This window comes from Nostoc sp. (genome assembly GCF_036916575.1).
GTDB lineage: Bacteria > Cyanobacteriota > Cyanobacteriia > Cyanobacteriales > Nostocaceae > Nostoc.
The window spans coordinates 1-25,159 of the sequence record NZ_JBALGC010000154.1 but is presented as its reverse complement, the minus strand read 5'-3'; the positions used below and the strand labels follow the sequence as shown (position 1 = coordinate 25,159).

The window sequence follows — 25,159 nt, the reverse complement described above, 5'->3', positions numbered from 1 at the left end:
CACCGGGTTGTTCCTGAGCAAATAATTATTTGATGTATGTCTTCTCATCAAGATTAGTTTTGTGTTCGTCTGGGAAGTCAAGGTTGGGTAGGCGATCGCCTCGAAATAATTCTTCACTGGCTTCCCCTACGGCTTCTAGTGCTCTTACTGTAGTTTTTCCTGTAATGAGCAGCAGTAATATAGACGCTGTAGCTATTTGTAAAAGCAAAGACTGGGGAATGGTAAATAAATCCAAATTGGATGCAGGGTTAGGTGAGGGCTGTTGGTTGGCAGGAGGCATTGCTAATTTTTGGTTATGGGAATTATAAGTCAAAAGGAGTCAGGAGTCAGGATTTAGGAGTTTGGAGTTAAGATGACTCCAACGATAAAGGGATGGAGTTGAAATGAGATAAGCTTGTTGTTTGTTTCGCCTATTAGGGGCGTCAGGGTAGTGAGACGCGAGTCCAGTTTTAAAGGACAAGTCATCAGCCAGTCATATAGAATTATTCTGACTCCTAACTTTTAACTCCTAACTCCTAACTTCTGACTTCTGACTCCCTATTAGTAAAATAAACGCAAAACTCAACATTAGTCAGACTTGCAACCTGTACAAGACTATCTTGTCCGATTTTTTGAGCTACGAAGGTAACAAAATTGTTAAAAAAAAACCGTCAGAGTGTGATAGACCTATGGTTCTAGTTTACAAGTGCAGGTACTATCCCCCAACAATCGCTGACTGTAAAGTTAACTTCCCATGAAAACAGTATTACCAGATCGCCAGCAATCCTTAGTGCAATGGGTAAGCCAAGCAACAGGAATCAACACTTTTGGGGTGAAAGTCCGGTTGCGAGGAAATGACCTTCATATTCTTTGTGAAGGTACAGAATGTCCGCAGCGTTGGCGCACTTTGTCTGACTTGCTGCAAGCACTACAGCAAACAGACGTAGATATCCTCACAAGCAACGAACAACCCTCAATATATCAAGTATTTGTCTATGGTCGAAGAAAAGGGGAACAGCGCCCCAAATGGTGCCATCGGGTTTACTTGAATCAAATAGATAAGCATTTGGAGCAGGTGCAGCAAGCGCTGCTAGCAGACTCGGAAAAATCAAAACAATCGGGTGGGGCGTTAATTGTCTCTAACGAAAGTTTGGCACGCCAAGGGAACCCAGAGGCTATTGCTCGGTATCTCAGCGAAACTCTGAGTCTGTTAGGTGTATCAGTACAGGTAAAGATTAAGCCATATAAGCCAAAGAACTCTCAGCCGGAAGAAAATCGCCTGTGGATATTTTGCCAGTCGAGCTATAGCCCTGATGCATCATTAATTGCTGAACCAATCGCCCAAAAGTTGCGTTATCTCAAGCTTTCCGGCTACCAAGATGCAGTAATTGTTTCCCAGGTGAGCGGCGAAACTGCCCCTGATTGGCTGCTGCGAGTGGATTTGACGCCACCAGAGGTAATGCTTAAGGAGTGGGCACGTTGGGGGGATGTACAAGCGATCGCTCGATTATTAACTGAAGTATTATCAGAGTTAAAAGTTGCTGTCCAAGCTTTTCTTAAAGAATCAACGCTACATATCTTTTGTAGCCCAACTTTTGATCCCTTAGGAACTGCCCCAATCCCAGACAAAGTAGTGTGCTTAGAGGCGATTTTACCCCAGCTAGAAGCGATCGCTCCCCAAGGCATTCTCGCCGCTACCGTATACGGACAAAAAGCAGGCGACAAGCAACCCACTTGGATTGATTGGCTGGCTTTACCCGCTGCAAAGCATCCCGTCTTTGCCACATCACCGCTAGATTTGGCGAATACTGGCGATCAACCAGCGATCATATTTTTACTGGAGCGTTTACTCAATCCTGACTTGGATTGGCGTCTATTGACAGGTGGAATTCGCGTACTTTTGCTGAACAAAAATGATTTATTGCACATCATGTGTGATGCACCTGTTTGTCCAGGACGTGAACAAGTAGCAAACAAAATTACGCAGTTTATCCGCCAGTTAAAAATTCCCGGTATTATGGGCATACGTGTCTATGGTCGCCGTGCTGGGAATAAAGAACCTTTTTGGCACTATGGACTTGATCTTGAGCATCGCCAACGTTTAGTCCCAGAAGCAACCCCAGAATTTGCTGCTACTTCTAAATACGTTAACGATCTGGTAACCTCTGAGACTAGTGAGCCAATTTTGCGCCCCGACTTAACCACAGAAGAAGTTCAAAGTTTTGTCACAGAAGTAGCGCGCGATTGGATAACAACTGCGAGTGCAACAGCAAAAAAATTCCTGTTGAGAAGTCAGCTATTTACCGAAAGCAACCAATCAGCTGAAGCAAACCCTGATGTTCAAGGACTTAAGATTGCTTTGGTTTGGGGAATACTGGGATTATTACTTACCCTCCAAACTGATTGGGTACTGGGTCGAATTATTGTACGCACTACGCCTTCGCCAAAAGTCGCTAGTGTCTCGCTCTCATCATCTGAGCATAAGGCATCTTTGACATCTGGGAAAACTCAGAGTCAGAAAACGACATTTTTTACCAGCACTTCCAAGACAAAATCTCCTCCAAATCAGAGTTCTGTATTTAATGCTTCTGAATTTACCCAAAGTGATGATACCCCGACAAAGAATTTGGCAGCCGCACCACTGAAGGAAAAAGCAACCGCTACTGCTATTCTTTTAGCAGCGCGATCGCAGATGCCAAGTTTCAATGTCAGGCAGTTAGACGAGCAACTAGCACTCTATAAACAGCGTTTAGCTAGAACTGGTAGTCCGCCAGATGTGTTAATTATTGGCTCCTCTCGTGCACTCAGAGGAGTAGATCCAGCAGCACTTTCTAAAGCTTTAGCAACTCAGGGCTATCGAAATCTTGACGTGTTTAACTTTGGGATCAACGGTGCTACCGCACAAGTTGTAGACTTTGTGATTCGCCATGTACTAGAACCATCAGAACTGCCCAAAATAATTATCTGGGGAGATGGTGCGCGTGCTTTCAACAGTGGACGCGAAGATATTACCTTTAAATCGATCGCCGTATCAGCTGGTTATAAACAAGCATTCCAAAAAACACCGACAACTGCAAATAGCAATGATTTACCTAAAAAGACGGTAAATTTGGAAGAACAAAAGACAAACGAGGAAAAACAGGAAATTAGTACCTATGAAGCTGTAAATCAGTCGTTAAATCAGGCTCTAGCATCTGTTTATGCTAGCTACAAAAACCGTGACCAAATTAAAAGTTTACTGCAAAAACAACTGCTTATATTTGGTCGTAATCAGACAGTTGCATCACAAACACAGCTAACAGACGGTACTTCAGATGAGAGTACTTCCCAGCAAGCAGTTGACTTTGATGGCTTTCTACCTTTGTCTATTCGCTTCAATCCCGCTAGATACTATCAAAAACATTCTAGAGTTCCCGGAAATTACGACAACGACTATAAATCTTTTCAAGTAGAAGGAGAGCAAGATGCTGCTTTTCAAGAAGTGCTTCAGTTTGCCCAGTCTCAGAAAATTTCTTTAGTGTTTGTCAACATGCCTCTCACGGGAGATTATTTAGATCCAGTGCGTAGACAATATGAGCAAGAATTTCAGCAATATATGTTGCGTTTGGCTACTAATCCCAACTTTATTTATCGTGATTTGAGCCAACAATGGATAAAAGCAAATGACTACTTTTCTGACCCCAGCCACCTTAACCGCTTTGGCGCATACGAAGTCTCGAAAAAGCTGGCTAATGACCCGATGATTCCTTGGCCAGCGAAGTAAAGAGCTGGGGAGGCAGGGGGAGCAGGGGAGCAAGAGAGAAATAACAATGCCCCATACTTCATCACTAATGACTAATAACTAATGACTAAAAAATGAACTTTATATCAATTTTATATGGGCTGTTCTTATTGAGTGTGTTAGGAATTTACTGGTCTTTATCACAACAGAAATTGCGATTATGGACGCTGCTAATTACCAGTTTGGTTTTCTATGCATCTTTGCAGATCCAGTACATACCATTACTATTAGCATTAACGTTTATTAATTTCCGTGTAGGGCTAGAGATTGGAAAAAACACATCACCAGGAAAACATTCTCTTGATTGGCAAATTTCTAATGAAGAGTGGCAATTTGCCCAAGGTGACTGGAATCTTCGTCGTCTAAAACTTTTGTGGCTGGGTATAATTCTAAATGTTTTACTGTTATTGGCTTTTAAGTATCTGACCCCTTTATTCAAGTTTGTTTTTCATGTGCAAACAAACTCACTAGATAGCTCTTTTAAATTGATTGTACCCTTAGGAATTTCATTTTTCACCTTTGAATGCATTGCTTATTTAATAGATGTCTATCGTGGTGCCCCTGCGACTGAGCAGTTTCTCAAATTTGCCACCTACAAATTATTCTTCGCCAAACTGATTTCAGGCCCAATTACGCGCTACCATAACTTAGCAAATCAATTCAATACGCTAAACTTCCCCAGTGTCGATAGAGTAGCTGAGGCGCTGTGGTTGATTGCTAGGGGCGCAGTCAAAAAAGGTATTTTGGCAGACCACCTGGGAATTTTCGTCGATTTATGTTTTGGTAACTTACAACGGGCCGGTAGTACCGATCTGTGGTTAGCTACATTCGCCTACGGCTTGCAGTTATATCTAGATTTCAACGGTTACGTAGATATTGCCCGTGGTAGTGCTTTGCTTTTCGGCTTGGTTCTACCTGAGAATTTCGACTTTCCCTACTTCAGTACCAATATTGCAGAATTTTGGCGGCGCTGGCACATGACTCTAGGAGATTGGCTACGTAACTATGTCTACTTTCCTTTGGGTGGTTCTCGTCGGGGTTTAGTGCGTACCTGCTGGAATTTATTTATTGTGATGCTAATCGCTGGTATCTGGCACGGTGCTGCCTTGGGTTATGTAGTTTGGGGCATATTACACGGGTTAGCCTTGGCGGTTCATCGACTTGCAGATGCTATGAGCGATCGCTTTGAAAATCTAGAACAATTCTGGCAAAATCCTCTGGGTATCTTTGTCGCTTGGTTATTGACCCAACTAATGGTTTTTACCTCTTGGATTTGGTTCCGCCTACCTAATCTCCAAGACTCTTCTTTGGTAATTCGGCATCTCTGGGGTTATCCTGCTGATGCCCAGTTTGCTGAAAAGGTCTATGTGGAAGCATTAAATATCAGCCAATACCAACTTACTTGGATACTTCTAGCTTTAGCTGCCCTTATGGCTGTAGTCTATGCCTTCAACCGGATGCTGAAGTTAAAGTTTAACTGGCCCCTTAAACTTGTCTTCGTGCCTCTATGTTTCTACGCTGTATGGTTATTAGCTCCTGAAGGCAGTTTGCCATATATATACTTTGATTTTTAAAATTCCACAACATAGAAAAAATAAACTGAAACATTAGACAACATAGAATTTATTATCTCGTTACAAATCAGCAAAACTTAAAATTTTTCCCACAGGCTAATTGTAAAGAAGTGTAAAGGTAAGTAACTTGGCAAGCGCGTCATTAGAAAGTTACAGATCGTTTAGTGTTGAAATGGCTTAATAAAGCCTTAAATCATGACTTTTATGATTATTTTTTCTAGTAGGGAAACTTTACACTTCGATGAGCTTGATTAGAGAATTATGTTACAGAATGTTAAGATTACATGTCGCGTCAAAGTAAATTCATGTAAACTGTAATTCAACAGGCGAAAACAAATCCGCTTGTTGCATATTTAACAACCCATAGCACTTATAAAACAATGACCACAACCTTACAACGGCGCTCTGGCGCTAACGTATGGGATCGCTTCTGCGAGTGGATCACTAGCACCGAAAACCGTATATACATCGGTTGGTTCGGCGTTTTAATGATTCCTACCCTGCTAGCCGCGACCACCTGCTTCGTAATTGCTTTCATTGCTGCTCCTCCTGTGGACATCGATGGTATTCGTGAACCAGTTGCAGGTTCTTTGATCTACGGAAACAACATCATCTCTGGTGCAGTTGTTCCTTCTTCAAACGCCATCGGCTTGCACTTCTACCCAATCTGGGAAGCAGCTTCCTTAGATGAATGGTTGTACAACGGTGGTCCTTACCAATTGGTAATTTTCCACTTCTTGATCGGTTGCGCTGCCTACCTGGGTCGTCAGTGGGAACTTTCTTTCCGCTTAGGTATGCGTCCTTGGATCTGCGTAGCTTACAGCGCACCTTTGGCTTCAGCTACCGCAGTATTCTTGATATACCCCATTGGTCAAGGTTCTTTCTCTGATGGTATGCCTTTGGGTATAAGCGGAACCTTCAACTTCATGATTGTGTTCCAAGCAGAACATAACATCTTGATGCACCCCTTCCACATGTTAGGTGTGGCTGGTGTATTCGGCGGTTCATTGTTCTCTGCAATGCACGGTTCTCTAGTAACATCTTCCTTGGTTCGTGAAACAACCGAAACCGAATCACAAAACTACGGTTACAAGTTCGGTCAAGAAGAAGAAACCTACAACATCGTTGCAGCCCACGGCTACTTCGGTCGTCTAATCTTCCAATACGCTTCTTTCAACAACAGCCGTTCACTGCACTTCTTCCTCGCAGCTTGGCCTGTCGTCGGTATCTGGTTCACTGCTTTGGGTATCAGCACGATGGCATTCAACCTGAACGGTTTCAACTTCAACCAATCAATTATTGACTCTCAAGGTCGCGTCATCAGCACCTGGGCAGACGTAATCAACCGCGCTAACTTGGGTATGGAAGTAATGCACGAGCGTAACGCTCACAACTTCCCCCTAGACTTAGCTGCTGGTGAAGTTGCACCTGTAGCAATGACTGCTCCTGCTATCAACGGTTAATACTTTCAGTATTAGCTAAATAAGAAGCGCCCTCCAGAAATGGGGGGCGCTTTTTAGTTGTAATTACCTTTAAAGGGACTGTTTAATAAATTCTGCAGAAGATTTTGTCCGAAGAAAACCAGTAATAAATAAAATCAACGGTGCAAATCCCACAAACATATAGAAAATACGGGATGGAAGTTCCCAGAAAGTGCTATAATACAATGTCACTGATGTATTTGAGGGAAAGAAGAATCATGTTCTCTCCCCTTACTGTAATAATGTTCAAACATCGCCTCAAACCGACTCCTGAGTCGGAGATGATCATAAAACTGATGGTTGAGCGTTAAATCGACTTGATGGCTTTCAGTGTTTTGATCAGCATTGTTGTAATCATTTAAAGAAAATTTCTATAACAGTAAAATTAGTGTTTTGAAGTAGCTGTTGTGCTTGCTTTAGCCGCAGCGATTGCACATATCCCAACAATACCGTAATTTAATATTAAGACTGATCATAAATATCAACCGGATTCTTTTGAGAAACTCTCCAGCGACGCAGACGAAACATATTCAAACCAGTAATCAACAAGATAGTGGGAGATAATCCGACAAATACGTACAAAATTTTGGTAGATAACCTACCAAAAACACCATAATGCAGGGGTACTGAATAGTTGGACAAACGACCTAATAAGGACCTTGTTTTAGTTCCATCAACGACTTGTAAAATCTCACCCGTGTATTGATCGATATGTACCAGACTGTCCCAGAATTGCATTCGTGGAGAAATCATCCGAAAGTCGTATGTTCCTGCTTTCGATTCATCGGGCACGTCTATGCTATATATGGAGAAGTTAGGTAAGGCAGCTTCAGCTTTTTGGACGATCACATCTAAGGGAAAAGGCTTTTAACCTGGAGTCGGAGTAGAAGCAGTAACGGGAGAGTCTACTGTCTGAGGTGTTTGAGGCGTAAAAATGGAAGCAATAGCATTAACAGGGGTAAAAATGGCATTCATAAAAGAATCAAAAAGTGGAAAATTCCACCAAGCACCTGTCCCCACAGGCAAAAGCAACACTACGCCTAAAATGATGCCAATCACTTTATGAATATCAAAGTTTAGTCGTTTGGGATGAGCATTCCATTTAATTTTGAATCCGCTAGTGAGTTTTCTCCATCCGGGCCAGAGGACGATCCCCGTTACAATCAGAATCACCGTCAACGTAGCTGCAACCCCATTCATGTAGCTACCCGCATTGCCCATCAGCAAAGCAACGTGAAGCTCATACACTTTGCCAAAGAATTCAGTACCAAACCAGGAGGGATTTTGGGCTAAAAGCTTTCCTGTATAGGGATCTACCAAAAAATCCCCGATTGCCGCAGGTACATCGAGTTTTGGTGTTGAATCATAGTAATTTCCGTAAGGAAAAATCCCACCTATCTGAAAATCTGACTCGTTGACATGGGCAGCTTTTACCTTGTCCACTAGCATGGATAGAGGCAGGCGATTCTCTTGCAGAGACACTCCGTGAACGCCCTGAGGGATCACCGCTCCATATTTATGAGCGAAGGCAAAATTATTGATATCGACACCAAACACCAGTAAGCTACCCGTTAAGCAAACGATAATTGCGATTAAGCCAATCACTAAACCCAGATAGCGGTGCAGATTGAAAATCAGATTGCGGAATTTTTTAGATTTGCTCATAGTTAAAACTTCTCCTGACTCCAAACGAGCGAGTGAACAAAAGGCATACCCAACATGGACAGGTTAATGTCATCAGAATTAAAGTCGATTCAGCCGCAGAAATTGAGAGAATTAAAACTGCACTTTGAGTGACCCCCGAATTGTAAAAGGCGCACCAAAAGTCTCTGACCCAGGACCGCGCGAATTGACAATATAATCCGAATCAAACAAGTTCTCAAAGTTGAGCGCAGCCTCCCAGTTGTTGCGTCGGTAAAATAGAGCCGCATCAAATCGAGTATAGGCAGGTATCTTGTAGTCGAGTGGAATAAATTCACCACCGGGGCGCTCATCGACAAAATATACACCTAACCCAAAGCCCAAACCTTGCAAATTGCCGCTTTGAATTCGATAAGTTGTCCACAAATTGGCAGAGTTATGTGGCGTCAATACTACCGGACTACCCACCGGATAGGTATTATCCTTAGTGACGATCGCATCAAGGTAAGAATACCCTGCTGTCACATTCCAACCCGGTAAAATTTCACCTGCCACAGTGAAGTCAATACCGCGACTGCGCTGTTCTCCAACCTGAATACTAAAGTCCTCGTCCGCTTCATTGAGGGGATCGGGTGTCAACACGTTGGATCTTGTGATTTGGTAACCTGCTAAAACTGCTGAGAGTTTACCATCTAGAAAATCAGCCTTGATGCCCGCTTCATATTGAGTACCGCGCTGTGGAGCAAAAGCTTGACCCGTTCTTGAACGACCACTTATATCACTAGTGTCAAGGGCACGGCTGTAATTAGCATAAAGCGAAATCGGCTTGATTGGTTGATAAACGATGCCAATGCGGGGACTAAATGCCTCAAAGTAGCTTATACCAAGAGTACCTGCAACATAGTCACTCGCCCTGACTGTCACCCAATCAAATCGTCCACCTACTACTAAGATCAGGTTACCCTGAAACTTAATTTGATCTTGCAGGAAAACCCCATAGGAGTCACTGTTGTATTGTTGATTATAATCAGAAGTGTGGGGTGTATCAGCGGATGGTCGTGCGATATCATAGTCTGGGCTGGAAATGTCTAGCGATGGCAAAGATATACTGAAACCAAAAAATCTTTCCCTATCAGTTTTTGTATCAACGCCAAACAGCGCTTGATGGGCGATCGACCCGGTATTAAAGTTTGCTAGCAGCCCAGTTTGCGTCGTATAGAATTGATACACGTATTGATCGTTAGCGTATGTCCTGGCAATAAATTGCTCATCAGACAAGATACCATAGTTAATTCCTCTTATATGTCCAATAGGTCCTGAGCTGATGGATAGCGCACTGCGAAGCTGAAGATTTTTATTGAACCGATGTTCAAAATTATAGCCTCCTTGCATTGTGCTACTGTTAGTGTGATTATCATCAGAAAAATCATAATTAGGATCTCGCCCCAAAAATGAGCCATTCAAAGCTTTCACTCCATAAGATTTTGATGGAGTATTGAGGTATTCAAAGTTGAGGGTGAGCTTTGTATCATCACTGATATCCCAGGCAATAGTAGGTGCAATAAAATAATTCTGGGAACTCGAAAAGTTTTGCGAGTCGTAAGCATCCTGGAGCGCAATATTCAGGCGATAGCGCAGATTTCTGTTTGAAGTCAGTGGACCTGAAAGATCGGCTGTCCCCCGATAGAAACTATCGCTGCCGACATTCAAGCCCAACTCATAGAATGGCTCAAATAGCGGTTGTTTGGTCGTAATGTTAATGATGCCTCCGAGTCCGCCATTTCCGAACAAAACTGCTGCTGGCCCACGCAGCACTTCAACCTGTTCTACATTAGAAAAATCTGCCGCGCCTGACAAACCACCATTGACTGTTTGGTTTGCAAAGAAGCCCCGAATTGAAATGGCTCCACCGGTCTGTTGAACACCGCTAACGTTCTCCAAAGCACTGTTGACATTGGTAACATTACGATCTTTGATCACCTGTTGCGGTACAATTTGAATGGTATTTGGAATATCTCGCAAGGGCGTATCAGTACGGGTGCCGATGCTCGTTTGCGAGGGATTGTAGCCCTGGTCTTGTTCACCCGTCACCACAAGTTCAATTGGTTCATTACTTGCTGGCGACGGTTGATTTGGCTGTGTTTGACTCCCTGACTGTTGTGGCTGAGTCGGTTGCTGTGCTCTCGATGCAGCTGTTGCAACAGAGAAGATAATACCCTCATCTGGACTGTCAAACAACTCAACAATTGGTACACCTGCCTCACCCGTTACACTCACGCGAATAGTATTAGCATCAAAGTTTATTAGCGTTATTTCACTAACACCTGCAATTGGTTTTTCTGAGCGAAATGTGAATGCATCACCTGATGGTAAACGCAGTTGAGCGTTGGGAATGTCAGCAATAAAGTTATTGCCATTCGAGCGATTCACTACTTGCAATTGTTGCCCTTTATCAGTCTGTAAAATCACCTCCACGCCTTTATTGGTGGGATTTGCCTTCACTGAAGTCACTTGTACAACTTTGCCCTGCTGGTTTTGTGCTGGCAGGTTCTGCTGTTCTATCTGAGCGAACCATTCTTTGACCGTTTTGGCTGTCCGGTCTAGTTTTTGCACACTAGGAATTGCAGTTACTTGCTTTGCCTGAGTTGGTTGTATAACCACAGCAATAAAAAAACAGGAAATAAACAGCGATGTCCACGACGGGCTACGCTTACGCCACAGTTTCATAACTCCACACACTCAACCGAATTTTCAAAACACAGTCAATCACTTGAGAATTATTTTTAGATAACTCTGTTTCATTGAGAATACAGAAATTTGAGCGATCACATATATCTGAAACCGGATTTTTTTTCTCGTAATCGGGATGTTTTTTTTGCTACAAGCCTTTTTGCTGACGATATTCTCTAGGAGTGATGCCAAATTGCCGCTTAAATAGGTAGCCAAAATGACTTGTGCTTTCATACCCTACTTGAGAAGCAATTTCTGCAACTGTGAGATTAGTGCCTCGAAGTAGCTGTTGTGCTTGCTCTAACCGTAAGAATTGCACATACCCCAACACTGTAGTCCCAAATACTTCTCGAAATCCCCGCTTGAGTTTAAAGTCATTAAGTCCAATTTCTTTGGCTAGATTTAGTAGAGAAGGTGGATTATCGAGCGTTTGATTTAAAATAGCTTTGGCATGATGCAAACATTCAATTTCATCAGCACGGAAATGAAGCGATCGCTGTAATACTTGATGATTTTCCCCCCACTGTGCAATTTGAAGTACCAGTAGTTCCAAAACTTTTGCTTCTAAATACATTTGTCTAAGCGTTTCGAGAAACGGACACTGCAATATTTGTTTGAGTACTAACTGCATTGCAGGTGTAGTCACCCCTAGCGGCTGATGGAAAGGTTGCTTAATTGGATTTTCTTTCAACTGCTCAAGCAAAGCAGGCAAATTCTCAAAGCTTCCCTGGAAACTATCAAGTAAATTAGGATGCCAATAAATTTTAATATTTTGAGCGTGCTGGTTCGCAGTATGATGCTCAAACTCTCGAACATCAGGTAAGGAAAATAAGTAGTTGTAACCTGCAACTTCTTCATAATCGTCACTGACTCCAGCTACATTTGGTGTCACAGTTCTTGTACCACCAGACAGAAAAAATTTAGATGTCACAAAAGGCGAATCATCGTGTTTTTCCTCAGAAATCACTGGTTGAGAATACTCATTATCAGAGATTACTAGCTCAAGGTTATGATGAAGAAAAGTCCAGCGAAAGCTGCTTTGACCAAACCAAGTAGACGATTGTACTTTTCCCTCATAGTCATTAAACTGCACATCCTGGCAAAATTCCCCAAAGTCTTCTGTCCCAGTTAAGCGAATAGTCATGGTAATACTCTCAACTAATTATTGAAAAATAGTATCTATTAGTAGGGAAAGCGAGTGCAACTGAAATATTGTGCAACATGAGTATAATGGCGTATCCGCACAATCAAGGCGATCGCCTTTGATTTTCTGCTGTGTGAGTGCGAAACCACTGAGTAAATAAAAATGCCAATTTATAAGTTTCAATTTGAATTTGTATAAATCCTATGTTTTGTAGTCAATTTTGTTCGGTGACGATACCGCCACATCACAAAACCAGTAATAAATAAAATTAACGGTGCAAATCCGACAAAGACGTAGAAAATTCTTCTCCTGACTCAAAACGAGCGAGTGACCAAGGGGCATACCCAATATGGACAGGTTAATGTCATCATAATTAAAGTTGATTCAGCCGCAGAACTTGAGAGAATTAAAACTGCTACGTAGCATCACCTTTGCGTTTTAGAAGTCATGGCCAACCTCATGGACAGTTAATTACCTGGTTGGGAGTTTATCAAGTTTTCACTCTAGGCGTAGCATTAGGCGACAATGCTACTGTGCGCTTGGATTTAGACAATGAACCACAGCCTGATGTTTTGCTGTTGATAGATAAACCAGCCAGGGGACAGGCACAAATCAGTGCAGATGATTACGTAGAAGGCGCACCGGAATTAGTAGCAGAAGTAGCAGCCAGTAGTGCATCTATTGATTTATACGACAAAAAACGCGCATACCGTCGTAATCGAGTACAGGAATACATCGTCTGGCAAACTTTGGAAAATAAACTCGACTGGTTCTGTTTACAAAATGGTGAGTATTTACCACTCCTAGCGGATAAAGATGATGTGATTAAGAGTCGGATATTTCCGGGTTTGTGGTTAGCTGTCACCTCACTAATTACAGGAGATATGACGAAAGTTTTAGCAGTGCTGCAACAAGGGTTGAGTTCAAAAGAACACGTTGAGTTTGTGCAGCATTTATCACAGCAGTCTAAGATTTGAATTATTAAGGAATATAGCAATTCTATTTCATTTGTGAGAATTGAAAGCGATAGATAGATCCCCGACATCTTTGAGATGTTGGGGATCTTGTTTCTAGCGATCGCCTATTGACTACTAAAATTTCTTTATCAATGATTTATCAATCAAGTTGGCATCATTTAAGTCTCTTCAGCATAAGTGTGAGAGGGATCATTTAGCATCATAACTTCCAGGAAATCGACCCCACCACCGTCAACGGATCACCTGGGAAAACACGCGTCCCGCTCTGGGAAGTCTCAAAATAGTCAACGTCAAACAGATTCCTAACATTAACTCCAACTCGAAAACCTCCCTGATTGTAGAAGATGGCAGCATCTGTGCGTAAATAACTTGGCACAGTAAACATGTTGTCTAAGTTTCACTGGCGATCGCCGATGTAGAATAACCCCAAGCTCAACCCCAACTGCTGTCTGTGGTTGCGTCTGCGGTTTTTGTGAAGTCGTTGTCGTTGGTATCAGCCCAAAAATCAAACCTTCATCACTGTTAAATAACTCTACTTTTGGGATACCGCCTTCCCCTTTCACTGTTATCCGAATAGTGTTTGCATCTTGATTTATTACTGTTAACTCAGCAATTCCCGCAAATGGTTTTTCTTGCTGGAAGGAATTACCGAGCGGTAAACGTAATTGTGCATTAGGAATATCGGCAATAAAGTTGTTAGCATTACTTTTATTGACAACTTGCAATGCATCAGCTTGAGATGTTTGTAAAATTACCTCAATACCCGTGGAAGTTGAATTAACTTTAACGCCAGTAACTTCTGTAAGTGCAACATTACTTTGTTGCTGTGCTAACAAATCAACTGCACTCGTAGAAAAACCTGTTCGAGTTTGCTTGATATCGGGAAATTCATTTCCCCAAGCAGGTTGCATCATTGGTAAAACTAAAGCGATCGCCCACAATTGCCAACTAACATACCTACAACCTGCAAGTACCCTCTGTAATCTTCTCATAACTCTACCAATAGACAAATATTCTCAAGTACCTCTTGAAGTCACCCTACAGAGTTTCAATAACTGTGTCTATCTGTAAAGCTGCAATTTTTTGTCACTTCAGCGGCTTTTTTCCACGTTGACATTCTTTTGGCATAATCCCAAATTTTTTCTTAAAAGCTTGAGCAAAATAACCTAAATGTGCATAACCTACAGCATTTGATACTTCTGCTACTTGCATTTTTGTCCCACTTAGCATGATTTTTGCTTGTTCCATGCGATAGTCATGCAAATAGCCAAAAACAGTAGTCCCAAAAATTTCTTTAAAACCTTGTTGCAACTTCCGTTCTCCTAAATGAACCATCTCTGCTAAATCAAGCAATCAGGGAGGATTATCTACTCGATAGATTAAGATATCTCTAGCATGATAAATTTTCTCAATATCTGCTGGTTTCAGGTTAACTAATAGGTGAATCGTCTGTTCTTTATACAAAAGCTGATTAAATTGCAGCGCCAGTAGTTCAATTACTTTACTTTCTAAATACATCCGTTTCATCATTCCCTGATAGGGAGCATCTAACATTTGTCGTAAAACAGCAAACATTGCCGAAGTGATTTATCCAACAGTGTGATGAAATCTCGACGGACATTCATCTTTTAAAAAAGATTGCAACGAAGTAGGTAGAAATTCAAAGTTTTTGCTGAAACTTTTCAGCCAATCAGGATAAATATTTATAATTATATCTAAACAATACTCACCAGCAAAACGTTGCTCAATTTCATCTATGTTTGGTAAATAAAATAAATAATTTTTTCCAATATACTGTACATAGTCCTCGGAAATTTCTTGAATTCCTGGAGTAATTGTTCGCAAATTACCTGAAAGATGAAAATGAGAAATTAAAGGAAAAGGTTGCCCAGGATGATGAATCCAATTACTTAAATCATGCTCAAAATATTCGTCGTAAATAATAAGCCAAAGTCCTGGACGTAGCTCAACATAACAAACCAAACAAGTAGAGAATCTATCTTTATATTTTATAGACTTGTCAAATCCGTTGCATTTAAAAACTTCCTTATCCGTTTTTTCTAGATATTCTATAAATCGGTTTTTATATTCTTCGGATGTCAGGGTTTCCATCAAAATATCTAATCAATGAATTTGACTTGCGAGAAAAGCTAATAAAAATTCTCAATAAGTAAATTATAAGCTGTGCTGGACAAACATAAATATAGGTGTAGCGAGCGCAACTGTAAGTATGACTTTTTTTGAGAAATTGAGGGCGATCGCTTTACCATTGGCGTGTATTCTCAAGCTTGAGAAGAAAAAAGGCGATCGCCTGAATATTTACAGCTGTAACTAGAGAAATCAGGAGCGATTACTTGACTCCAACTTCTGAAAAAAGACCAGCACAAATTTGTTTCCCTCCATGATGTAAGCAAAATAGCTGCCCCTTTAATTTTTTAAGTCTTTTTCAAGGTCTTTAATATAAGACTCTAGAGAGATGTCTGCACTACTACTCAAGCAGAGGTTTGAAGCGGAGGGCAAGGCGGAAGTCAAAAGTCAAAAGTCAAAAGTATTATGGAATGGGCTTTTTAAAGATTTGAAATGGCGCAAAAGCTCGGAATACAATCCTTTTGACTTCCGCCTTGCGGTACTAGTCTAATCATCGTAATGTAATCTGTTCATGTCTAAGCCCGCCAATTTGGGTATAGAAGAAATGCATAAGCGCAATGCTTACAACTTTTCCCTGGATTTAATTGCTGGTGAGGCAGTACTTGTGGCAATGATCGCGCCTATAACTCACGCTCTCTGTCTAGAGGGCGCTTTTTTGATGAAACTATAGTTATACAAATATTTACACAGATAAAACATAAAAAAAATATCTGGTGTATTTGGGTACAATTACTAAATTGTTACTCATTTATATTAGTAAATGCATTGGTATAAATAAAAATAATTATCAAAACTGTGAGTAGTGAGTAAACTAACTACTGAGGGTTCCCCTGGAGTATACATTCATTGTGTTTCCACTGACTACAAATCTCAGATTTTAGTTTTCGTCTCAATTCAATATAAAATCTAAAACTTAAAATCCAAAATCAACATGGTACACCTAACTCCTAATTCTAGTTTTAGTTTGACACTGCGCTTGCAGATTCCCAATCGTGTCGGGATGTTGGCATCAGTAACCCAGGCGATCGCTACCACTGGCGGTAATCTTGGTCAAATTGATTTAATTGAGCAAACGCGCAAAGAGTCCACCCGCGATTTGACTGTGGATGCTGCTAGTACTGAGCACGCTGAAACGATTGTGCAAGCAGTGAAAGCATTGCCAGACATCAAGTTACTCAGTGTCTACGATCGCACCTTTAATTTGCATCGCGGGGGCAAAATCAGCATTACTAGCAGAATTCCCTTAAGAAGTGTGTCTGATTTAGCAATGGCTTACACGCCCGGAGTCGGTCGAATTTGTACGGCGATCGCTCAAAATCCAGAGGAGGTTTACAAATTAACCATTAAACAAAACACTGTTGCCATTGTTACCGATGGTAGTGCCGTTTTGGGATTGGGAAATCTCGGCCCAGCAGCATCTCTCCCAGTCATGGAAGGCAAAGCAATGCTGTTTAAGGAATTTGCTGGGCTGGATGCTTTTCCCATCTGTCTGGCCACCCAAGATACAGAAGAGATTATTCAGACAGTTAAGAATATCGCTCCAGTTTTTGGAGGGGTGAATTTAGAGGATATCGCTGCACCTCGCTGCTTTGAAATTGAAAAGAGATTGCGCCAGGAGTTAGATATCCCCGTTTTTCACGATGACCAGCACGGTACAGCAATTGTTACCTTGGCCGCGTTGTTTAATGCCCTAAAGCTGGTAAATAAGTCAATGGCCCAAATCAGGATCGTGATTAACGGTGCTGGGGCGGCTGGAGTGGCGATCGCTCGGTTACTGAGTAAAGCTGGGGCAGAAAAAATCTGGATGTGCGACTCTAAAGGGATTATCTCTACTAGTCGCACCGATTTGACAGAAGAAAAACTCGAATTTGCCGTGAAAGCTCAGGGTACATTAGCGGGTGCAATGCAAGGGGCAGATGTCTTTATTGGTGTCAGCGCACCGGGAGTTTTGACACCAGAAATGGTGCATTCGATGGCGAAAGATCCAATTGTGTTTGCAATGGCAAATCCGATTCCAGAGATTCAGCCAGAATTAGTTAGTAAAGATGTTGCTGTGATCGCTACTGGTCGCAGTGATTACCCAAATCAAATCAATAACGTCCTCGCTTTTCCTGGGGTATTCCGTGGTGCTTTAGATTGTCGGGCCCAGGCAATTACCACCACAATGTATCTGGAAGCCGCAAGTGCGATCGCCTCCTTAGTCAAGCCTTCAGACTTGGATCGGGAACATATTATTCCTTCAGTCTTTGATAAACGCGTCGCTACTGCTGTTGCTGCTGCTGTACAACAAGCAGCGCGTGAAGAAGGTATCGCTCGAAATTAATTAACTAAAAGAATGACTCTTGTGGGATGGGTGTCTCGCCATTGGTGTCAAGTTAAGAAAATTAGAGTCTTGTCAAGTGGGAGAAATTCAATGGTAAAACCAACACAGAGGTGTTGATACTAGTCATGAGTAAACCCCGTAAAAAACAAGGGAATCCAGATTTTCGGCATCGAGTCACTGTCCCCGCCCCATCAAGCCAAGAGATAGAATCGCGGCTGTTTGAATTAATTAATCAGTCCAGGTACATTTGCCAATCTCAAAGGGGTAAAAGACAAAGAACGTAGCTTGCGCGATGCCTACGGCGGGCTACGCCTACGTTTACTAACCCTACCAGTGATGGCAGTAATAGTGGAATGGCACTAAGAAAAGCTCTAAGCTGTGCGGGATAAGCATTACAGATTTTAAAGCTATTGAACAGTGAATAAAGGTCTTGGGATGGAACAGGTGAAAGTCTAGGATGCAATACCTGCGCTCGCAGAATGAACGTTGAGAGTGCGCTTTACTCCTGGTGAACTGCCCACGCTGTTGCGTGCGCCACCGCTGTGCCTGGCAGAGACAGTGGAATCAGATGTACGGGTTGCCCAAATCATTGGTGACATCCCCAACAGAGTTTTTTCAAGAGACTGGTTTTCAAACTTTTTCCTATTCAATACCCACTGACGGAACGTATTCTTTGGGAATCGGAGTTTCAAACAAGTTTGATAATTTTACCGATTCTGGATTATTGATTGACAACGTGAAACTTGAACATATTTTTATCTCCCAATCTACTTCTGAGTTAGCTTAAACATGCGAAAGCTACTATTTATAGGCGGGTTCTTAATCCCTATTCCCATTTTAGGGATAATTACGACCGGAAAGGGAGTACACTAAAGCGATCGCCCCAATTCAAATGCAAACGGTGGTAATGTCAATTCGACACCATCCATTAAACTCACACTCAAAGGCTTTTTATCCCATTTTCAATTATTTGTGCCTACCTAATTATTAGCCCTACAATTGATTGCAAGGCTAATATAGTAGAGATTTTAGTTATTTCACTTTTTCAAAACCACATTGAAGGAATTTAAATACCCACTAATGGTTTTAGCTAATGTCTTCTGCTGTTTTTTTGTATTTATTGCCATTACTTGATATAATCTTCCTTCGGCAACATACATTCTACTTTTAGTGATTTTCCCTCCAGAATTGATGTACTCAATTTATTTGCCAGGATGATTATTGGAACTACGAATGTTTCGTTGACTAATTAAATTACTTTTCGTAGTCTTTAAAGCCATATCCTGTGCATTATTAAGTACAGTTTGTGGGTTAGTCATTTGACCATAACTATAAGGAAAATCATTGTAAGCAACTACATATGCTACTTCCTGTTTTGGTGGTTCAGCGACAAATATTTCTAAGTTAATTTCCCCCATGTAAGTTTTTTGGGATTGGGTATTTCTATTAGGGCTTCCCGGCATCAAAATAGTAAAGCGCCCATCTGGAGCAGTGTATAACTTCCATACTGGCTGCGCGGGTTGAGAAACGGTTGGTTTGACAACAGCCGCCGGAGGTTTGGGTTGACGCGCTTCCACCAGAACACATCCACCGCAGACAAAGGTGGCGGCGATTAATGGCAACAGACTTTCAACTGTCATATTTTTTGCCTTTCGAGATGCTGATATCACTGATGATGCTAGCTGTTATAACCCAGCAGCACGTAAAGCAGCACCAATTAGTCCCACTTGCGGGTTGAGGATAATATACACAGGTATCTCTTCAAGGAGACGGCGCATCCTGCCTTTTTGGGTGAAATTTAATAAGAAACTGTTGTCTTGGATTAGGGGCAAGATTTTGGGCGCAATCCCACCAGCGATGTATAAGCCACCGTAAGGTAGGAGTTTAAGAGCAAGATTGCCGGCTTCTGCACCATAAGCTTCTATAAATAATTGCAAAGTTTGTTCACAGAGGCGATCGCGTTTTTCTAGTGCAGCTGTACCAATCACAGCACCAGCATCGATTTTCTCTTCTTGTCCGGCTTGTTGTTCCCAAGTTCTGACGATTTGGGCGATGTCTGGTGATTCGTGGGCAAATTTGCGATCGCGCAAAAATTGGTAAATTGAGACAATTCCCATTCCAGAAACTACGCGTTCAACAGAAATGCGCTGGATATCATGTTTATTCAGTAGGTATTTCAACAATTGAAACTCGATCTCGTTTCGGGGAGCAAAATCAGTGTGTCCACCTTCTGTGGAAAAGACTTGATAGTAATTTCCCTGCTTAATTAAAAATCCTTGCCCTAAGCCAGTACCAGCACCAATAATGGCAATGGGGGCTTCGGGTTGAGATTTGCCAACCTGCAATGTCAGCAAGTCTTGTTTTTGTAAACCTAAAATGCCATAGCCAACGGCGGCGAAGTCATTAATCAAAGAAATTTGTGGGATACCCAATTCTTGTTCTAGACGTTCGGTATCCAAAAACCAGGCTAAATTGGTCAGCTTGGCAGTATTATTGACAATGGGACCTGCGATCGCAAAACAAGCCTTTTGTGGTATTGATGTATTAGCTTTGACTAAAAACTTCTGCACTATCGGTACTAAATCGGGAAAATCGCCACTGTGGAAACTTTCCTGATAAATAGGATCTGAACTTGGTGAGTCTGATGTTTCAACCAATCGCAGAATAGTTTTCGTACCGCCAATGTCTCCTGCTAGTAACAAAGTCATAGAACTTATTCGTGAATTATTACTTTTTTTGTAGGATATACCCAAGCTAGCAGAAGCCATGATTGAAAATCCCTATCAGAGATTTAAACAAATCGAATAACTTCTTCTATGTGGGTTAAATGGGAAGTATCTCCCTTTAGTTCTAATAACCATTCTGGATCTTCGCGTACCACTTTTACCAGCGAACATAAAGAAGCTTTAACTTCTGTTTTGGCTATTTCCCCCACTAGCCCCATTGCTCCCCCCAACACTGATGCACCATGTGCTATTAGCAGGATATTGTCTGGGAGGAATTCAGTAGCTAAACATCTAGCAGTTTGTCCAGAACGTTCTCGCACTTTTTCGCGAGTTTCAGGATAATTGGCGGCGATGCGCGAAGTATAGCCAACGTCTATTCTGGGAAATAACTCTGCTAATGCTGGAGTTGAGAGTCTTTCGGGTTCTTCTGTCATCCAAACTGGATTTAGCCATTCACTCAAGCCTGTTTCCAATTTGATCGGCAAGTTTAGCACTTCTGCAACTGCATTTGCCGTTTGTACGGTTCGCAGGAAAGGAGAAGCGAAAATATGGCCAATATTTTCTCCTTTAAATCGTTTAGCTAACTGCTGTGCCTGCACCATACCATCATCAGACAAAGGTGGATCGTAGCGTCGTTCGGCGGTGAGAAACCAATCAGGGTTTACGAAATCGAGGCGGTTGGCGTGTCTTGCGATCCAGACTATTTGACTCATGGGTTTAATTATTCCAGTGAATAGAATTCGCCCCTAAACAAATATATAGATATCTGCAAAGAGGGCTGCAAATATTAATATATGACAAAAATCGTAATAATATTTAATAATACTAATAATTAGGAAAAGTTATAAATGCTGGGAATGTAGCTTTTCTTAAAGCCTTTTCAGCCATGTCTCTAAAGCAATATTGACTAGCTCATTCAAAGTTTTTCGAGATTTAATAGCATTTTGATACTCTTGATGTCGTCTTTTGTCTTCGTTGATGTATTCCGTTTCACTCACTTATTTGCTACCTATTTTGTACCTTATACCTCCTGAATGACTCCATAATATTTTCATTTCAACTCCCCTTTGACGCTGTTTTTCAGTTTGACTAATTGCTCTTGTACGAATTCCTTTTGGCACATGGCCTTCAATTAAAGTATGATTTTCCCAATCTGTCCAAATTTTCATTATACCAATTTTTTTACCATCAGAATAGTTTAAAGGCAACCAGAGAAATAATACTGGCTGTCCTTTACTATCGGAACAAATTTCAGCACAAAAACAACTTGTTGCTTTTCCATATTTAATGCTTCCAGGCACAGAAATTTCTTGCATACGTCTATCACATATAAGAATTTTATGCCGGATATTTATTAACTGTTCTTGTTGCTGAAGATTACAAAAACTCAAAATCTTATCAAATACTTTTGGTTGCTGAGGAAGATCCTCAATAGAAATATTGTTTTCTTTATGTTTTTATTAAATTCACGAAATCCATTATCTGGCTCTAACTTGAGTAAATTACTACCTTTAGTATTCCCAAAGCTAGACATAAATATAAACAATTTTTTTATAACTTCAACCATCCAAATAGTTGCCCTACAGTTAATTGAAGATCGCTAACTAAATCAGGAACTGGTAATATTTCTTGTGATTCTTGTAAAAGTTCTGGTTGCTGCTTTGGTGGATAAACTAAAACAGAGCGATCGCCTGGATCAATTAACCAACCCAAACGACTACCATGTTTTAAACAATGTAGAATATTTCCGGTTACTTTAGTCTGGTTTTGTTCTGGTGAAAGAATCTCAATCGTCCAGTCTGGATAGGTATTAAATACATTTGCCACATCTCCACGTTCATCTATGGGAATCCGTTCCCAAGCAAATACAGCTACATCAGGGACAATTGAACGTCCGCCAAAAGTACACCGCAATTCGGGAAATGCAAGGGCAACTCTTTGAGGTTTAGCTACAGAATTGATATTACTGACTAGTTCACCCTGAAGAATACTATGTTTTCCCTGTGGCATTGGTTTTTGAATAATTTGACCGTTAATGTATTCTGAGCTAGGTTTTGTTTCTGGTAGTTTCAAAAACTCTTCTAAACTTAAGGGTTTAATTGGTGATTTTACCATGTGCTTGTACCTCCCAATTTTGGATTTAATTAATCACCCTAAGTAAGCTTTTTTAACTCGCTCATCACTAATTAATTCTGATGCTGCGCCTGTTAAAGTGATAGAACCAGCTTCTATAACATAACCGCGATCAGCAATTTGTAGTGCTAGATTAGCGTTTTGTTCAACTAACAGAATAGTCACCCCTGTAGCCCGGAGATTTTCAATAATGGAGAAGATTTCTCGGATGATCGCAGGTGCTAATCCTAAGCTAGGCTCATCTAAAAGTAATAGTTGTGGTTTACTCATGACAGCGCGAGCGATCGCTAACATTTGTTGTTCACCACCGCTAAGGGTTCCTGCTAGTTGATTGCGTCTTTGTGACAAGCGTGGAAATAGCTCAAATTGGCGTTGAATATCTGCTTTTATCTCTGTTTGATTGGAACGAATATAAGCACCTAGTAATAAGTTATCAAACACTGTTTGCCGCGCTAATACTCTGCGTCCTTCAGGACAATGGGCGATACCAAGTTGTACAACCTCGTGAGCTTGACGGCGGGTAATATTATGTCCATTATAGATAATCACGCCACTCTGAGGATTAACTATTTTAGATATGGCGCGGAGTGTAGTAGTTTTTCCAGCTCCATTAGCACCAATTAGAGTAACTACCTCACCTTTTTGAATAATTAAATTAATCTTTTTCAGAGCTTGGATACCGCCATAATTTACATCAAGTTCTTGAACTTCTAAAATTGTATAGTTTGGTTTACTATCGGCATTCATTGGCGGTTTACATCCAGAAATATTGATTCAAAACCTAAGATACATCAATCATACATTTCTTAAAACAGTGCGTAGACATAACTTCAACTTAAAAATTAACGCCAGAATACTGCAATCTTTATGATGTACCATTAATTACTGATAAAGATATAAAGAGTCTTGTGGCAAAAGTAGCAGATATTGGTAGCAAGCGACTAATTAATTTAGCTCCCAATGCATGGGTAAAGTGCGTGACACAGTGTCCTGAAGTCGTGGCGAAAGAAATTCTCGGCTCTGAGTTTCAGTGGATTAGCAGCGAAACAGATGTGTTGGTGAAGGCATACAGCACTAGCCACAGGGATTTTCTCGTACTCAATGAACTACAGTTGCGTTACACAACACGGAAATTGAGCAAAGAGGTATTCAGCAAGGTGCGCGACGGCAGCTAATCCGGGTATTGCAACAACGTTTTGGCGAAATTCCTCATGAAGTGGAAGTAAGGCTTGAGAGCGAAAGTGTGGAGAAATTAGAAAATTTAATGGATAGCGCGTTAGCGGAGCTTACCAGAGGTATCGCTGTAAGTTCTTTAGACGAATTTGTAAGTATTTTGTCTGTTTGAGCAAACAGCGATCGCTTTAAATTTCTCACAATTATATCTGCCGAAATTATTCCAATCTTCAAGGTAATTGGACATGCTATCGCTCAATCTAAAGACTGATTGTCCTTTAGCGGGATTTAAAACTGCACTGAAACTGTTCCCAAAACTGTAAACGGTGCGGCAGGATACACACTGTCTATACTATCGGCACTTTCAAAGTAGTAAACATCAAATAAGTTCTTGATATTCAGCCCAACTCGCCAGTTGTCACGGCGGTAACAAATGGCTGCATCGGTTCGCACATAGCTGGGCAACGTGAATGTATTTTCTAAATCACCCTGTCTGTCGCCCACAAAAGTGACTCCAACCCCAAATTCCAAACCTTTCCAACGTCCAGTTTGAATTTCATAGGTTGTCCATAAACTGGCACTGTTTCGGGCAACATTACTCGGTTCATTCCCCTTGTACTACAGTGAATAAAGGTCTTGGGATGGAACAGGTGAAAGTCTAGGATGCAATTGAAAGTTTAATTCGTCAAGCCGTTAACCTACGTATGAAAGGAAACAGTAAGTTTTGGCTTCGAGATAACGCAGAGATTATGTTACATCTGCGATGCCAATGGATAGCTTTTCATGCTTTGCTTCCAATACACCGATTTCTATTGCCAAGACAAAGCTTTCGGAATCAGATTTTATTAATACTGATGTACTAGCAACTAACGATGCATTGTGCAGTTGCGTAAATCCTGATTATTATTAACGGGACTTAAACATTTTTTCGGGACAAACAAACCTCAAACCCATACAGGGTAAGGGGAATACACCAAATACTCAAAAATGACCCAAACCCAGATATATCAATCAACTAAGCATAACGATGTCAAAGTCTTTCTGTATATAGATTTGAGGCTCTTTTTTGGGTGTTTTTTGTCTAAGTCCCATTAATTCGAGTAACGCTAATAAAACACATTCTCGCCAGTTCAATACTTATGTACTAGTGATTAGCGATCGCGCTGTGCCAGTTGCCTAAGTCCTGTAATACTTAGTATCAAAGCTCATTATTACTAAATTAACTGTTAATGGGACTTAGACATTTTTGAGGGAAAAATAAGCCTCAAACCCATGCAGGGTAAGGGAAATACACCAAATGCTCAAAAATAGCCCAAACCCAGATATATCAACAAACTAAGCAAAACGAT

20 protein-coding genes and 5 pseudogenes are annotated in these 25,159 nt (G+C 41.2%); 9 read left to right on the top strand and 16 right to left on the bottom strand.

The genetic code is table 11. The annotated features are described in order from the left end of the window. Positions 1-25: 25 nt before the first annotated feature. Positions 26-280, bottom strand: coding sequence for a hypothetical protein (locus V7L29_RS34765; RefSeq protein WP_334738341.1), 255 nt, complete (start codon positions 278-280; stop codon positions 26-28). Between the two features lie 453 nt (positions 281-733). On the opposite strand from V7L29_RS34765, the gene V7L29_RS34760 reads away from it, so the two are divergent. From V7L29_RS34760 to psbA, 3 genes are all read left to right on the top strand, one after another. After that, positions 734-3,742 carry a DUF1574 domain-containing protein gene (locus V7L29_RS34760; protein ID WP_334738340.1) on the top strand — a complete coding sequence of 1,003 codons (3,009 nt, stop codon included), beginning with the start codon at positions 734-736 and terminating at the stop codon, positions 3,740-3,742. A gap of 92 nt (positions 3,743-3,834) precedes the next feature. Then, positions 3,835-5,334 (top strand): MBOAT family O-acyltransferase, encoded by a 1,500-nt coding sequence (locus tag V7L29_RS34755; RefSeq protein ID WP_334738339.1) that lies wholly within the window; start codon positions 3,835-3,837, stop codon positions 5,332-5,334. 380 nt (positions 5,335-5,714) lie between these two features. Further along, positions 5,715-6,797 (top strand): photosystem II q(b) protein, encoded by a 1,083-nt coding sequence (gene psbA, locus V7L29_RS34750; RefSeq protein ID WP_334688778.1) that lies wholly within the window; start codon positions 5,715-5,717, stop codon positions 6,795-6,797. Between the two features lie 480 nt (positions 6,798-7,277). Here psbA and V7L29_RS34745 read toward each other — a convergent pair whose 3' ends face one another. The 4 genes from V7L29_RS34745 to V7L29_RS34730 form a co-directional block, all read right to left on the bottom strand. Next, on the bottom strand, positions 7,278-7,664 hold the full coding sequence (locus V7L29_RS34745) for a PepSY-associated TM helix domain-containing protein (RefSeq protein ID WP_334688777.1): 387 nt from the start codon (positions 7,662-7,664) through the stop codon (positions 7,278-7,280). 18 nt (positions 7,665-7,682) lie between these two features. Further along, positions 7,683-8,480 (bottom strand): PepSY-associated TM helix domain-containing protein, encoded by a 798-nt coding sequence (locus V7L29_RS34740; RefSeq protein WP_334688776.1) that lies wholly within the window; start codon positions 8,478-8,480, stop codon positions 7,683-7,685. Between the two features lie 111 nt (positions 8,481-8,591). After that, positions 8,592-11,183, bottom strand: a complete 2,592-nt coding sequence (locus tag V7L29_RS34735; RefSeq protein ID WP_334738338.1) for a TonB-dependent siderophore receptor — start codon at positions 11,181-11,183, stop codon at positions 8,592-8,594. A gap of 151 nt (positions 11,184-11,334) precedes the next feature. Continuing rightward, on the bottom strand, positions 11,335-12,330 hold the full coding sequence (locus V7L29_RS34730; protein WP_334738337.1) for a helix-turn-helix transcriptional regulator: 996 nt from the start codon (positions 12,328-12,330) through the stop codon (positions 11,335-11,337). 416 nt (positions 12,331-12,746) lie between these two features. On the opposite strand from V7L29_RS34730, the pseudogene V7L29_RS34725 reads away from it, so the two are divergent. After that, positions 12,747-13,307, top strand: a pseudogene (locus V7L29_RS34725) (Uma2 family endonuclease); the annotation flags it as partial. A 308-nt stretch (positions 13,308-13,615) separates the two neighbouring features. Here the strand turns inward: V7L29_RS34725 and V7L29_RS34720 are convergent. From V7L29_RS34720 to V7L29_RS34705, 4 genes are all read right to left on the bottom strand, one after another. Further along, entirely contained in the window at positions 13,616-14,299 is a 684-nt protein-coding gene (locus tag V7L29_RS34720) for an AMIN domain-containing protein (RefSeq protein ID WP_334738336.1), read from the bottom strand. A gap of 94 nt (positions 14,300-14,393) precedes the next feature. Beyond that, positions 14,394-14,660: a helix-turn-helix transcriptional regulator gene (locus V7L29_RS34715; RefSeq protein WP_334738335.1), complete on the bottom strand. Its 267-nt coding sequence runs from the start codon at positions 14,658-14,660 to the stop codon at positions 14,394-14,396. Beyond that, entirely contained in the window at positions 14,661-14,882 is a 222-nt protein-coding gene (locus V7L29_RS34710; protein WP_334738334.1) for a hypothetical protein, read from the bottom strand. It lies immediately after the preceding gene. 12 nt (positions 14,883-14,894) lie between these two features. Further along, positions 14,895-15,419, bottom strand: coding sequence for a hypothetical protein (locus V7L29_RS34705; RefSeq protein WP_334738333.1), 525 nt, complete (start codon positions 15,417-15,419; stop codon positions 14,895-14,897). Between the two features lie 547 nt (positions 15,420-15,966). On the opposite strand from V7L29_RS34705, the gene V7L29_RS34700 reads away from it, so the two are divergent. After that, entirely contained in the window at positions 15,967-16,125 is a 159-nt protein-coding gene (locus V7L29_RS34700) for a hypothetical protein (RefSeq protein ID WP_334738394.1), read from the top strand. 261 nt (positions 16,126-16,386) lie between these two features. After that, positions 16,387-17,778 carry a malic enzyme-like NAD(P)-binding protein gene (locus tag V7L29_RS34695; RefSeq protein ID WP_334738332.1) on the top strand — a complete coding sequence of 464 codons (1,392 nt, stop codon included), beginning with the start codon at positions 16,387-16,389 and terminating at the stop codon, positions 17,776-17,778. Between the two features lie 1,037 nt (positions 17,779-18,815). On the opposite strand, the pseudogene V7L29_RS34690 reads toward V7L29_RS34695, so the two are convergent. The 6 genes and pseudogenes from V7L29_RS34690 to V7L29_RS34665 all read right to left on the bottom strand — a co-directional run bounded on the left by V7L29_RS34690 (position 18,816) and on the right by V7L29_RS34665 (position 23,384). Continuing rightward, positions 18,816-19,418, bottom strand: a pseudogene (locus tag V7L29_RS34690) (hypothetical protein). A gap of 45 nt (positions 19,419-19,463) precedes the next feature. After that, positions 19,464-20,486, bottom strand: coding sequence for a glucokinase (locus V7L29_RS34685; RefSeq protein WP_334688768.1), 1,023 nt, complete (start codon positions 20,484-20,486; stop codon positions 19,464-19,466). An 83-nt stretch (positions 20,487-20,569) separates the two neighbouring features. Next, positions 20,570-21,217 carry a histidine phosphatase family protein gene (locus tag V7L29_RS34680; protein WP_334688767.1) on the bottom strand — a complete coding sequence of 216 codons (648 nt, stop codon included), beginning with the start codon at positions 21,215-21,217 and terminating at the stop codon, positions 20,570-20,572. Between the two features lie 285 nt (positions 21,218-21,502). Continuing rightward, entirely contained in the window at positions 21,503-21,820 is a 318-nt protein-coding gene (locus tag V7L29_RS34675) for a hypothetical protein (protein ID WP_334738331.1), read from the bottom strand. 235 nt (positions 21,821-22,055) lie between these two features. Next, positions 22,056-22,619, bottom strand: coding sequence for a Uma2 family endonuclease (locus V7L29_RS34670; RefSeq protein WP_334738330.1), 564 nt, complete (start codon positions 22,617-22,619; stop codon positions 22,056-22,058). 33 nt (positions 22,620-22,652) lie between these two features. Beyond that, the gene (locus V7L29_RS34665) at positions 22,653-23,384 is read right to left on the bottom strand and encodes an ABC transporter ATP-binding protein (protein ID WP_334688764.1); all 732 of its coding nucleotides are present in this window, start codon (positions 23,382-23,384) and stop codon (positions 22,653-22,655) included. Between the two features lie 161 nt (positions 23,385-23,545). On the opposite strand from V7L29_RS34665, the pseudogene V7L29_RS34660 reads away from it, so the two are divergent. Beyond that, a pseudogene (locus V7L29_RS34660) lies at positions 23,546-23,761 on the top strand (DUF4351 domain-containing protein); the annotation flags it as partial. Positions 23,762-23,820: 59 nt separating this feature from the next. Beyond that, the gene (locus V7L29_RS34655) at positions 23,821-23,982 is read left to right on the top strand and encodes a hypothetical protein (RefSeq protein ID WP_334688762.1); all 162 of its coding nucleotides are present in this window, start codon (positions 23,821-23,823) and stop codon (positions 23,980-23,982) included. A gap of 116 nt (positions 23,983-24,098) precedes the next feature. Here V7L29_RS34655 and V7L29_RS34650 read toward each other — a convergent pair. Further along, positions 24,099-24,416 (bottom strand): annotated as a pseudogene (locus V7L29_RS34650) (TonB-dependent receptor domain-containing protein); the annotation flags it as partial. Between the two features lie 59 nt (positions 24,417-24,475). On the opposite strand from V7L29_RS34650, the pseudogene V7L29_RS34645 reads away from it, so the two are divergent. Then, a pseudogene (locus tag V7L29_RS34645) lies at positions 24,476-24,673 on the top strand (hypothetical protein); the annotation flags it as partial. Positions 24,674-25,159 lie beyond the last annotated feature (486 nt).

What these genes read in the sequence shown, in the direction of transcription:
- V7L29_RS34765 (WP_334738341.1), bottom strand. Translation starts at nt 280, where the DNA reads ATGCCTCCTGCCAACCAACAGCCCTCACCTAACCCTGCATCCAATTTG.
- V7L29_RS34760 (WP_334738340.1), top strand. Translation starts at nt 734, where the DNA reads ATGAAAACAGTATTACCAGATCGCCAGCAATCCTTAGTGCAATGGGTA.
- V7L29_RS34755 (WP_334738339.1), top strand. Translation starts at nt 3,835, where the DNA reads ATGAACTTTATATCAATTTTATATGGGCTGTTCTTATTGAGTGTGTTA.
- psbA (WP_334688778.1), top strand. Translation starts at nt 5,715, where the DNA reads ATGACCACAACCTTACAACGGCGCTCTGGCGCTAACGTATGGGATCGC.
- V7L29_RS34740 (WP_334688776.1), bottom strand. Translation starts at nt 8,480, where the DNA reads ATGAGCAAATCTAAAAAATTCCGCAATCTGATTTTCAATCTGCACCGC.
- V7L29_RS34735 (WP_334738338.1), bottom strand. Translation starts at nt 11,183, where the DNA reads ATGAAACTGTGGCGTAAGCGTAGCCCGTCGTGGACATCGCTGTTTATT.
- V7L29_RS34730 (WP_334738337.1), bottom strand. Translation starts at nt 12,330, where the DNA reads ATGACTATTCGCTTAACTGGGACAGAAGACTTTGGGGAATTTTGCCAG.
- V7L29_RS34720 (WP_334738336.1), bottom strand. Translation starts at nt 14,299, where the DNA reads ATGAGAAGATTACAGAGGGTACTTGCAGGTTGTAGGTATGTTAGTTGG.
- V7L29_RS34710 (WP_334738334.1), bottom strand. Translation starts at nt 14,882, where the DNA reads ATGTTTGCTGTTTTACGACAAATGTTAGATGCTCCCTATCAGGGAATG.
- V7L29_RS34705 (WP_334738333.1), bottom strand. Translation starts at nt 15,419, where the DNA reads ATGGAAACCCTGACATCCGAAGAATATAAAAACCGATTTATAGAATAT.
- V7L29_RS34700 (WP_334738394.1), top strand. Translation starts at nt 15,967, where the DNA reads ATGTCTAAGCCCGCCAATTTGGGTATAGAAGAAATGCATAAGCGCAAT.
- V7L29_RS34695 (WP_334738332.1), top strand. Translation starts at nt 16,387, where the DNA reads ATGGTACACCTAACTCCTAATTCTAGTTTTAGTTTGACACTGCGCTTG.
- V7L29_RS34685 (WP_334688768.1), bottom strand. Translation starts at nt 20,486, where the DNA reads ATGACTTTGTTACTAGCAGGAGACATTGGCGGTACGAAAACTATTCTG.
- V7L29_RS34680 (WP_334688767.1), bottom strand. Translation starts at nt 21,217, where the DNA reads ATGAGTCAAATAGTCTGGATCGCAAGACACGCCAACCGCCTCGATTTC.
- V7L29_RS34675 (WP_334738331.1), bottom strand. Translation starts at nt 21,820, where the DNA reads ATGCAAGAAATTTCTGTGCCTGGAAGCATTAAATATGGAAAAGCAACA.
- V7L29_RS34670 (WP_334738330.1), bottom strand. Translation starts at nt 22,619, where the DNA reads ATGGTAAAATCACCAATTAAACCCTTAAGTTTAGAAGAGTTTTTGAAA.
- V7L29_RS34665 (WP_334688764.1), bottom strand. Translation starts at nt 23,384, where the DNA reads ATGAATGCCGATAGTAAACCAAACTATACAATTTTAGAAGTTCAAGAA.